This window comes from Ensifer sp. 22521, assembly GCF_052044795.1.
In the GTDB taxonomy this organism is placed as follows: Bacteria; Pseudomonadota; Alphaproteobacteria; order Rhizobiales; family Rhizobiaceae; genus Ensifer.
The window spans coordinates 78,942-88,957 of record NZ_JBQENM010000007.1 but is presented as its reverse complement, the minus strand read 5'-3'; the positions used below and the strand labels follow the sequence as shown (position 1 = coordinate 88,957).

Here is a 10,016-nt window from a genome sequence, read left to right as displayed (position 1 = left end):
CGCGCGGCGCTGTAGCACTTTGATTTGCTGCATGTCTTTGTCCTTAAATCGAGGTCGATTCAAGGAGACATGCAGTTCGCCACTGTGTGGCCCTTGCAACAGCAGCACCGGTTTTGCCCGCATCCGCTCCCGTTCGCCGCCGAATTCGGTTGTTTTCGCAGCAACTTATATAAAGATGTGCGTATCGAGGGTGGCAAGTCTGAGTCGCCACCACTGCGGGAGGCGTATCATGAGAATCTCTACGCGTATCGGCCTTACGGCCTGCTTGAGCTTGGTGTCCTGCCTTTCGGCCAATGCGGCCGATATCACGCCGCTGATGGCGCCGACGGCGCCGGTGGAAGAAACCGAGAGCGGCTGGCAGTTTACCGTCGCCCCCTATTTCTGGATCGCAGGCATTTCCGGCGACACGGCGCAATTCGGTCTTCCCACCGTCCATATCGACTCTGACTTCGGCGACATCTGGGACAATCTGGATTTTGCGGCCATGGGCATAATTGAAGCCCGCAAGGACCGCTTCAGCATCTTCTCCGACTTGATCTATTCCAAGCTTTCCGGCGACGGTAAGGCGCGTGGCATCTTCACCGACACGGTGGACGTGAAGTCCGAAACCTTCGCCGGCCTCTTCGCCGTCGGCTATACGGTGTTCGAGGATCAGCAATCGCACCTTGACGTTGTCGGCGGCGCCAAGGTCTGGTCGGTCGATACCACCATCTCCTTCCAGGGCGGGCCGCTCGACGGCGTCAGCCGTGAAGACGGCGAAACCTGGGTCGACGGCATGGTGGGCTTGCGGGGAGCCTACTACATGACGCCGGAAATCTACCTGACCGGCTGGGGGATCGTCGGTGCTGGCGGCGCCGATATCGATTGGGATGTAGGGCTCGGCCTCGGCTACCGCTTCAGCGACACCATCTCGGCTGTCGCCGGCTATCGTGCGGTCGGCGTCGATTACGACAACGACGGCTTCATCTTCGATACGGTGCAGCAGGGCCCGATCCTCGGCGTTTCCATACGCTTCTGAGCATTCGCATGGGAAAGAACCCGGTTGCCATGCAACCGGGTTTAAGAAGTGGTGACCCAACCGTCACGTTTGTCCGCGCGTCTCCCGACCGCCGTAGCAGACGTCGCACGCAGACTATCTGACCAGGCGAATTGCACCCGGATTGTTGATGGTGTTGTTCGCAAGCGCCGCCTTGCAATCCAGCTTGAAGCTGCTGTTGCCGATCATGGTGATCTCCTGCGCGACGATGCGCACGCATTCGCCGCCAGTGGAGCCATTGCCAGCATACTGGATCTCACGCGAGGCCGGCATGTAGATGATGCCCGCAAGCGACGAGGCGCTGTTGCCGTTGATCGTCGCCGTCGCCGTATTGTTCCTGGCGGCAACGATCGAGAAGCCTGCCCAGTCACCCGTCAGGAATGGCGTGACGTTGAAGGTCGCGCCGCCGTGAATATCGAGTTGGGCACCGTTCAGCAGGAAGAAGGTGATGCCCTCACCCGTGAGCACCGACTGGCTGGCGAGTTTCAAGGTGCCTCCATCGATGATGTAGGAGCCCGGCCGCAAAAGAACCTTGCCCTTGATCTCCAAGCCGCCATAGGTGCCGGGCTTCAGTTCGACGGTATAGCCGGCAGGCGCGTTGTTCGGCGTCTTGCTCGTGCCGTTGCAGTCGCCATTGCCGCCACCGCCGGCCACGAAGTTCTGTCCACATCCGGATAGGTTCACCCAGCTTCCCGTCGTCGGCATTTTCTTGGACCAGAAGGGGTCCGGGATTGGCGGAACATCTTCCACTGCCTTGCCGCAGGCGAGTTCGAGATGGGCAAGCGTCGCCGAGACCTTGCCCGTTGCATAAAGACATTCGGCCTTCAGCGTGGCCGAACCGCTGAGATAGATCGACTGCGCATCGCTCGAATCCGACGTGATTGTACAGCCCGACGTATCGACAGTGGCACTGCCGCTCACTTCGAACGCCCGGGATGCGGTCGGGTGCAGTGCCAGAATGCACGCTTCCCTACCCGGCATGCGCGCGGCGACACTTTCGCGAGTGATCGTATAGGGTTGAAGGCCCCAGAACAGCGGAGCGTATTTGAGCGCATAGGTGGTCGTCGCCGTGCTTTCGACGCCAAGAGCGCCGAAAACAACCTTGATCGCCTGGGTCGCCACCGGCGTCGAACTCCCCGATCCGATTTCGTCGACGATCTCCGGCACACCGAAATTGGCGAAGAAGGTGGTGTTCGCCAGATCTTTCGCTTTGGCTTCATCCTCCCCTTCGCCATAGGACTTGACCGCGGAAAAGGCGGCCGCATCGAGCGCGGCCTGCATCTTGGCGGATTCGAGATTGATGCGGGCGAGATTGATGGCGATGGAAGCACCCGTGAACAACGGTAGCATCACCAGAGCAGTCATGACGGCAAAGTTGCCGTTTTCGTCCTTAAGGAAGCGGACGAGCTTGTACTTCAGATCGCTTGGCATCTGTTTGTTGCCCCCTCGGCAGATCACGACGACTTCAGAGCCAGGTGGCCCCAAAGCAAAAAGGCGTCATCGATTCCAATGAGTTGGAGCTAGATGCGGCCAGCTGGCCGCGCCCCTCCCTGCGCTCCAAAACAGATTGCTAATTTAGTTATCAATCGTGGAGAAATGACTTCAGAAATTGTTAAACTTTGTCGAAATCGGTACTGCGCGGAGGTAATCCCCAGCGGAAAATGGAAGCATTGCCACTATCCGGCGACGAGCGCATCCGCAGAAACGTGGCAAGTCTGCCTAGGTATGTCGCCAGACCTTCACGGCAGAGATCACCATAATCACGGCGAGCGCAGGCAGCAGGACCGCATGGGGCACAGCGGCAATCGGAATTCGGCGCCCCCAAGGCCGATCAAGCCACCGAGTGCGCCGATAGTTGCGCCTCCAAAAAATGCAGCCGGCGTATTGCGAGCAGCGGGGCTGATTTTTCCATGAACGATACATATGTCGAAACGCAACGCTATGGATAGCAATCTGATGCCAGCAAGTGTGTCAAATTGCCGATGGTAAATCTCGTCAGCGAAGGAACCCTTCCAGTGGATAACAATCTCCGCCGCGTCGTGTTCTTCGTCGCCTTGTTGAACCTGGGCTACTTTGCGGTTGAATTCGTCGTTGCGCTGGCCATCGGCTCGGTGTCCCTCTTGGCCGACAGCGTTGACTTCCTCGAAGATGCGTCCGTGAACCTTCTGATTTTCTTTGCGCTGGCATGGACGGCGCGGAGCCGCGCTCGGGTCGGCATGGCAATGGCATTCATTCTGCTTGTCCCTGCGCTGGCTTTTTTATGGACGGCGTGGGCGAAGTTCATGGATCCAATCCCGCCTGAGCCCTTTGCCCTGTCCCTGGCTGGCTTTGGCGCTCTCCTGACCAACCTGTTCTGCGCGTACCTTCTTGTCGCTTACCGTCATACGAGCGGCAGCCTCACACGGGCTGCGTTCCTGTCTGCCCGCAACGATGCTTTCGCCAATGTCGCGATCATCGGCGCGGGTCTGGCGACAGCTTACCTGTGGCAATCAGCTTGGCCGGATTTGATCGTTGGCCTGGGGATTGCACTGATGAACCTGGATGCCGCGCGGGAAGTCTGGGAAGCTGCGCGCGAGGAACACGACGTCGCGGTCTAAAGCCTGTCGCGCAAAAGTGCGCAGCGGTTTTGCGACAACGACATGCGAAATATCAAGAACTTAAAGCGCAAGGAGCGAATTTGAAAGATCGCGACGCGCTTTAGTTCATCTGGAGCCTCTTGTGGCTCTCGATAGGCCTGCAAGGCCCGCCGGACCTGCACGGGCGCAACGCACGGAAAACCACCTCAGGAGGCGGGCCTATCGTTTCAGATTCGAGCGCTGGTTATTGCACCGTGACGTCGGGCAGCACGTCGAAGTCCAGCTTCTGGCCGGGTGCCCGCCCGGTGCTGCCGCCCTGGACATCGTCGGAGCCGCTCTGCGGCGGGATCGGCTGCTGTTCCTGGCCGGCACCGCGCACGCGCGATGGCCCCTGTTGTGCCCGGCGCGCAGCTTCGGCCTGCCGTTCGGCTTCGGCCCTGCGCTCCGCTTCGGCCTTGCGCTCGGCCTCGGCGCGCGCTTCCACTTCAGCCTTGACGCGGGCCGCTTCCGCAGCCCCGGCAGCACGCCGGCGCTCGTCGGCAATGGCACGTCGCCGTTCGAGTTCGCGTCCTTCCGCCTTCGCCTTGTAAAGCGCCACTTCACGGCGCAGCCGCTGCTTCTCCAGCACGTTCGCCTGCAGGATCTCGACCCGGCGGCGCTCGCGTTCGAAGGCGCGCAGCGACAGGAAATTGGCCAGATCGGCCACGTCGAGACTGACGCCCGGCGCCTCCAGCAGGCCGGCATAGCCGATCCGCACGCGTGGTTCGGTACCGGCAAGCGCTTCCTCGCCGGGCCGGAAGGTCAGGTCGATGCCGCCATCGATCCGGCCGGCCGCAAGGTCAAGCGCCGCTGCGCCCATGAAGGCGGCACTGCCATCGCCAGCCGTAACGTTCTGCACCCTCAGCACGCCGCCGGCGACGCTGAAGGGAGCCTTGACGACGCCGACCACCGATTGGCCGGAGAACACGGCCGCTTCCGCCGCGCTGCGGATGCTGTCCGCCGAAATCTGCCTCTTTTGGCCATCCGCGGCAGCAATCAACTGCGGCAAAGCCGCACTGTTGATGCCGTTCAGCGTCATGCCGTTGAAGGTCGCGGTGCCGGAACCGCTTGCCGCATGGGCCATCGCCTCCGGTGTTGCGCCGGATGCTTCCAGCGCGACGGAAAGATCGAATGTCCCGGTCGCCACCGGTGCGCCGGCATGGGTCCAGCCCGCCTGGGTCAGGTCACCGCCCTTGACGTCCAGGCGCGAGCGCAGGAACCCGGAGCCGTTGGCGTTCCCGACCTGCACCCGCCCGGCAAGCTTGCCACCCAGCCAGTCGCCGGTGGCATCGGTCAGGGAAAGCTCGTCGCCCTTCCACTCCATCTTGCCGGCAAAGCTCGTGATCGCACCATAGACGCCCGGCCAGAATTTTCCTGCCTGCACGTCGAGCGCGACGTTGAGGCCGGTCCAGGCCGGCTGCGCCAGGGCGCTCTTCGAGAACGCGCCGTTCGCATCCTCGACCGCGCCCAGGATGCCCTCGCCCAGCCAGGCAAGATCGAGCGTATCGACGGTGAGCTGGCCGGCGGCGGCGCCCGGCGATTTGCGGTCCACGGTCAAGGTGCCGGTAAAGGCGTTGTTGTCTGCCTTGCCCTCGACCGCCGTCAGCGCGATCGCCTCCGGGCTTGCGGCGACATCGGCCGAGATCGTCAGTGGCAGGCCGCTCCCCATCTGCGGCAGCGCGACCCCCTGCAGCAGCAGATAGGGCTCGACGTCCTGGGTCTGGAGCGTGACTTTTGCCTGGCCTTCGAGGAAGTGGTCGCGGGAAAGATCGACATTGCCCTTGGCTGCCAGCGACGACTTCTCGGTGGTGAAGGTCACCGTGCCGTTGGCCTTCGACCCTTCGGTGCTTTGCAGCTTGACCGAGAGGATGCCGTTGGCGTCCGCATCGAAGGGCAAGGGATCAAAACCGGTCTGCCCGAGAAGCAGGCGGGTTTCAGGGTTTTCAAGCGTCGCTTCGAGCAGCATCGCCTTGCCGGTCAGCGCCTGCACCATATCCGGCGCCTGGTAGCTGGCCGCAATCTTGGTGCCGTTCGCCGTGCCGAAGATGCCGAAGGTCGCCGGCGCATTGCCTTCCTTGTTGCCGGCCGTCAGCGTCACGTCGAAAGCCGCGTCGCTATAATAGGGCCCGGCCTTGATCAGCTGTCGCAGCGCCGGATGGTTGACCGCGTGCCGGCCGATCATTTCCAGGAATGGCGTCAGGTTCTTGGCGGCAAGTTTCATCTTGGCCGAGACGACGGGCTTTTCCAGATCGCCGCTAGCCCGACCGGAGAAAGCCAGCTGAGCGCCGGCGAGCGAGCCGATCGCCAAGCGTTCGGCCTGGAGCTGGCCGTTCTTCAGCGTCAACACCGCCTGCACGTCCTTGGCTTCTTCACCGAAGGCGGAGAACTCGTCGGCCGAGAGGTCGGCGGCGATCGCATGCTGAAGCAGCGTCTGCGTAGAAGCATCGCCCGCCACCAGTCCAGTCAGCGCCTGAAGCGCCTCGAAATCGATGCGGTTGCCCTTGAGCTGTAGCGAGAGGTTCGGCTGCTGCTCGGCGAAGGACTGCCGTTCGAGCCGACCCTTGAGGCTTGCCTCACCTGCGGCCAATTCGAGGTTTTCGAACTGCTGCAGCGTATCGGTCAGGTTCACCTTGGCCGAAAAGCCGGCGGTCTTCAGCTTGCGGATCGCCGGGTCGACCGAGCCCGCCAGCCAGTTCGCAAGACCGGAGGGCTGGTTGGAGGCGAGCAGCAGGTCGCCGCGGAAGCTGCGCTGTCCCTTAAGGTTCAGCCGCCCCTTCGCTTCGAGTTGCGTGCGCCCCGGCAAGAGCGCCACGACATTGTCGATCACCCAGCCGGCGCCATCGGGCTGGACGTCGATGCGCACGTCGCGCACCGTCGTGTCGCCGACGACGATCGCCGGCAGCTTCAGGCTGGCCCGGCCCGGCACCTGCGGAATGGGAATCTCGGCAGCAATAGCGAGCATCGCCTCCAGTCGCTGGCGCATGGAGATCGCCGGGTCGCGGCCGGTCTTGGCATTGCGGCTGGGACCGATGCGGCTGACGTCGATCTGCTGGCCGTCGGCGATCAGCAGGAACTTCTGGTCCTTCCCGGTATCGAGCGTCGCCTCGCCGGTCACCACATAGGGGTCGTCCGACGAGCCTACCTCGAAGCGATAATCCGGAACGCGGATGCTTTCGTTGGTAAGCTGGAAATCACCGTTGATGCGCAACGGCGCCCGCGCGTCATCCTTCTCCTCGCCCTGCCGGTTTTCCGTCAGGGTGAAGCGGCCGCTGTAAACCGGCTTGAAATCGACGATCTTCAGCGCGCCGTCGGTCTCGACGCCGAAGGGGCGCTTGTCGGGCGTCACCCTTGCCTTGAGGCTGAGCGCCCCCGCTGCGTCCACCTCGTTGCTGGTAAAGGAGAAGCTGCCGGCTTCGCCGTCGAGCGCCGCACGCCCCTCTACTTTCCAGGGACCGGTAAGCGAGCGGGCGGAAACATCGGCGGCAAGCCCGCTCACGCGACGGGTTCGGCCGGTTTGCTCGTCGACAAATTCGATCTGGCCATTGGTGATCTCGACGTTTTCGAGCACGACGGTCTTGGCCGGGATCGAGGTGCGGCGACCGCGTGCCCAGTCGAGCGTACCATCCGGCAACAACCTTACCTTGGCCTTCGGCCGGTCGAGCCGCATGTCGAAGATCAGCGCCTCGCCGCTCAAGAACGGCGCCAGTTCCGCGCTCATGGAAAACTGCGCCACCCGGATCAGTGGATCACCGTCTTCGCTGGCGCCGACGCGCACGTCGTTGAGCGTCACGGTCGGGAACGGGATCAGCCGCGCATCGACGCTGCCATGCACGACGACCGGCTTGCCCATGATGCGGCTCGCCTCGCGCTCGAACTCCTTGCGAAAATCCGTCCAGTCAATGAACCACGGAGCGATCAGCGCCGCGAAGAGCGCAACGACCACAAGTCCACCGACGGCAAGCAGAATTCGCGAAAGCACCGTGCCTACATTCCCATTCAATTCATCGGCGCGTTGCGCGCCGCGCATCACTTGACCGCCAGAGGCTCGCGCCCTGACGCTCTGATTTGCCGCATAATTCGGTCAAGGTCGATTCCGACTTCGGAACTATGCAGTACCACACTTTGGCGCCGGCGCATTGCCCGAAAAATTGGGCCAAAACCAGACGCCCCCGCGCGGGGTTCCGCCTCAGGCGAAGATCTTGCCTGGGTTGAAGATGTTGTCCGGATCGAGCGAACGCTTGACCTGCCGCATCAGGTCCAGCGCATCACCAAGCTCAACTTCCAGAAACGGCATCTTTCCCTGGCCGATGCCGTGTTCGCCGGTACAGGTGCCATCCATTGCGAGCGCCCGGGCGTTCAGCCGCTCGACAAAAGCCTCGGCGCGCGCCACGTCGGCTGCGTCCTTGTCGTCGAACAGCAGGCCGACATGGAAATTCCCGTCACCGGCATGCCCGACGATCGGCGCCGTCAGCCCGTGGGCGGCGCTGTCCTCCTGGGTCGCCACGACGCAATCCGCCAGCCGCGAGATCGGCACGCAGACGTCGGTCGACAGGATCGCCGCACCCGGCATCAGGCTCTTCTGCGCCCAATAGGCATTGTGCCGCGCCTTCCAGAGCCGCGCTCGCTCTTCCGGATTGGTCGTCCACTGGAAGCCTGACGAACCGAACTCCGAAGCGATTTCGCCAAACTGGCGCGATTGCAGCTCGACACTCTCGGCGCTGCCGTGAAACTCGACGAAGAGCGTCGGCGTTTCGGCATAGGAAAGGCCGGAATAGCCATTGCAGGCCTTCATCTGCAGCGCATCGAGAAGCTCGATGCGCGCCACCGGAATGCCCGACTGGATGGTGAGGATCACCGCGTTGCAGGCGTCTTCGATCGTCGGGAACGGGCAGACGCCGCCGGAAATGACCTCCGGGATGCCCTGCAGCCTCAGCGTGATCGAAGTGATGATGCCGAGCGTGCCTTCCGCGCCGACGAAGAGCCGCGTCAGATCGTAGCCGGCCGAAGACTTGCGGGCCCGGTGAGCGGTGCGGATCTCGCGCCCGTCGGCCGTCACGACAGTCAGCGCCAGCACATTGTCCTTCATCGTGCCGTAGCGCACCGCATTGGTGCCCGAAGCCCGCGTCGAGGCCATGCCGCCGATCGAGGCATTGGCACCGGGGTCGATCGGGAAGAAGAGACCGGTGTCGCGCAGATAGGTGTTGAGCTCTTCGCGGGTAATGCCAGGCTCCACCCGGCAGTCGAGATCCTCTGCATTAACCTCCAGCACCTTGTTCATGCGCTGAAGATCGACCGAGATGCCGCCATTCGGCGCATTGATATGGCCCTCGAGCGAAGAGCCGGTGCCGAAGGGGATCAGCGGCACCTTGTGCCGGGCCGCAATCCGAACGATCTCACGAACGTCTTCGGCGCTTTCGGCAAACACCACCGCATCGGGAAGCTGTGCCGGAATGTAGGTGGTGGTGTGGGCGTGCTGGGCGCGGATCGCCTCGCCCGTCTGGAACCGGTCGCCGAAGCGGATGCCCAGTTCTTCCTTCGCCGCCGTGATGCCGGCCTCGTTTCTCACGCCAGCTCTGATCGCCTTCAATGCCACGGAAAACGTCCTTCCTCTTGCATCTGCGGCATCCCCTTTGCAGATGCCCGGGAAGCGCAGTCATTTCAAGGCGCTACTGTGCAAATCGGAATCACTTTGTCCAGACGCTCGCGCACTTCTTGGGGAACGTAGCGCAGGAAAACGCCTGACGTGAGACCGGACTGTCACAAGAGGCTGCGTCGCGCCATCTCGATGCGTCATCTGACGGCGGGCGAACCACTGAAGATCCTTTCGGCAATGCCACGTATGAGGGCAAAAGCCGCAGAAAACACCTACTCAATTGCGGGCATTGGATTATCATGTTGGCGTGAAGGGAGAGAGGCAATGCTGGGTCTCACCGCTTTGCTCACCGCGTCGATCTTTTTCGGCGCCGCCATCTACATCAATCTGGCCGAACAGCCGGCAAGGCTCCATCTCGACGATCGCGCCGCACTGGCGCAGTGGGTTCCTTCCTACCGCCGCGCTTTCGAAATGCAGGCGACGCTCGCCCTCATCTCGGGCCTGCTCGGCGCTGCCGCCTGGGGAAGGACTGGCCATGTGCTCTGGGGCATGGGTGCCGCCATCATCATCCTGAACTGGCCCTATACGCTGCTCTTCGTCATGCCGGTCAATCGCAAGCTGGAGGCAACGCGGCCGGAGGAGACCGGCGAGGAAAGCCGCAGCCTGCTCAAGCGCTGGGGCAGGCTCCATGCCGGGCGAACCGCACTCGGCGGGCTGGCGGCAACGATCTTTCTCATTGCCGCCTGGCTCGAAATGTAGCGTAGGAATGTCC

6 protein-coding genes are annotated in these 10,016 nt (G+C 62.7%); 3 read left to right on the top strand and 3 right to left on the bottom strand.

Annotated features, from left to right (window positions below):
- Positions 1-229 precede the first annotated feature (229 nt).
- Entirely contained in the window at positions 230-1,018 is a 789-nt protein-coding gene (locus ACTJKE_RS11855) for a hypothetical protein (protein ID WP_057253556.1), read from the top strand.
- 114 nt (positions 1,019-1,132) lie between these two features.
- Here ACTJKE_RS11855 and ACTJKE_RS11850 read toward each other — a convergent pair whose 3' ends face one another.
- On the bottom strand, positions 1,133-2,467 hold the full coding sequence (locus ACTJKE_RS11850; RefSeq protein ID WP_440691846.1) for a TadE/TadG family type IV pilus assembly protein: 1,335 nt from the start codon (positions 2,465-2,467) through the stop codon (positions 1,133-1,135).
- Between the two features lie 551 nt (positions 2,468-3,018).
- Here ACTJKE_RS11850 and ACTJKE_RS11845 point away from each other — a divergent pair.
- The gene (locus tag ACTJKE_RS11845) at positions 3,019-3,633 is read left to right on the top strand and encodes a cation transporter (protein ID WP_058321272.1); all 615 of its coding nucleotides are present in this window, start codon (positions 3,019-3,021) and stop codon (positions 3,631-3,633) included.
- Positions 3,634-3,856: 223 nt separating this feature from the next.
- On the opposite strand, the gene ACTJKE_RS11840 is transcribed toward ACTJKE_RS11845, so the two are convergent.
- Together ACTJKE_RS11840 and ACTJKE_RS11835 are read right to left on the bottom strand one after the other, a co-directional pair.
- Entirely contained in the window at positions 3,857-7,594 is a 3,738-nt protein-coding gene (locus ACTJKE_RS11840) for an AsmA family protein (RefSeq protein WP_440691911.1), read from the bottom strand.
- Between the two features lie 243 nt (positions 7,595-7,837).
- Positions 7,838-9,244: an FAD-linked oxidase C-terminal domain-containing protein gene (locus ACTJKE_RS11835; RefSeq protein ID WP_113514390.1), complete on the bottom strand. Its 1,407-nt coding sequence runs from the start codon at positions 9,242-9,244 to the stop codon at positions 7,838-7,840.
- 324 nt (positions 9,245-9,568) lie between these two features.
- Here ACTJKE_RS11835 and ACTJKE_RS11830 point away from each other — a divergent pair, with 324 nt between their 5' ends.
- Positions 9,569-10,003: a DUF1772 domain-containing protein gene (locus ACTJKE_RS11830; protein WP_057253547.1), complete on the top strand. Its 435-nt coding sequence runs from the start codon at positions 9,569-9,571 to the stop codon at positions 10,001-10,003.
- Positions 10,004-10,016 lie beyond the last annotated feature (13 nt).

Bases quoted from the DNA above. Each gene is read 5' to 3' on its own strand.
- ACTJKE_RS11855 (WP_057253556.1), top strand. From the start codon at position 230: ATGAGAATCTCTACGCGTATCGGCCTTACGGCCTGCTTGAGCTTGGTG.
- ACTJKE_RS11850 (WP_440691846.1), bottom strand. From the start codon at position 2,467: ATGCCAAGCGATCTGAAGTACAAGCTCGTCCGCTTCCTTAAGGACGAA.
- ACTJKE_RS11845 (WP_058321272.1), top strand. From the start codon at position 3,019: ATGGTAAATCTCGTCAGCGAAGGAACCCTTCCAGTGGATAACAATCTC.
- ACTJKE_RS11830 (WP_057253547.1), top strand. From the start codon at position 9,569: ATGCTGGGTCTCACCGCTTTGCTCACCGCGTCGATCTTTTTCGGCGCC.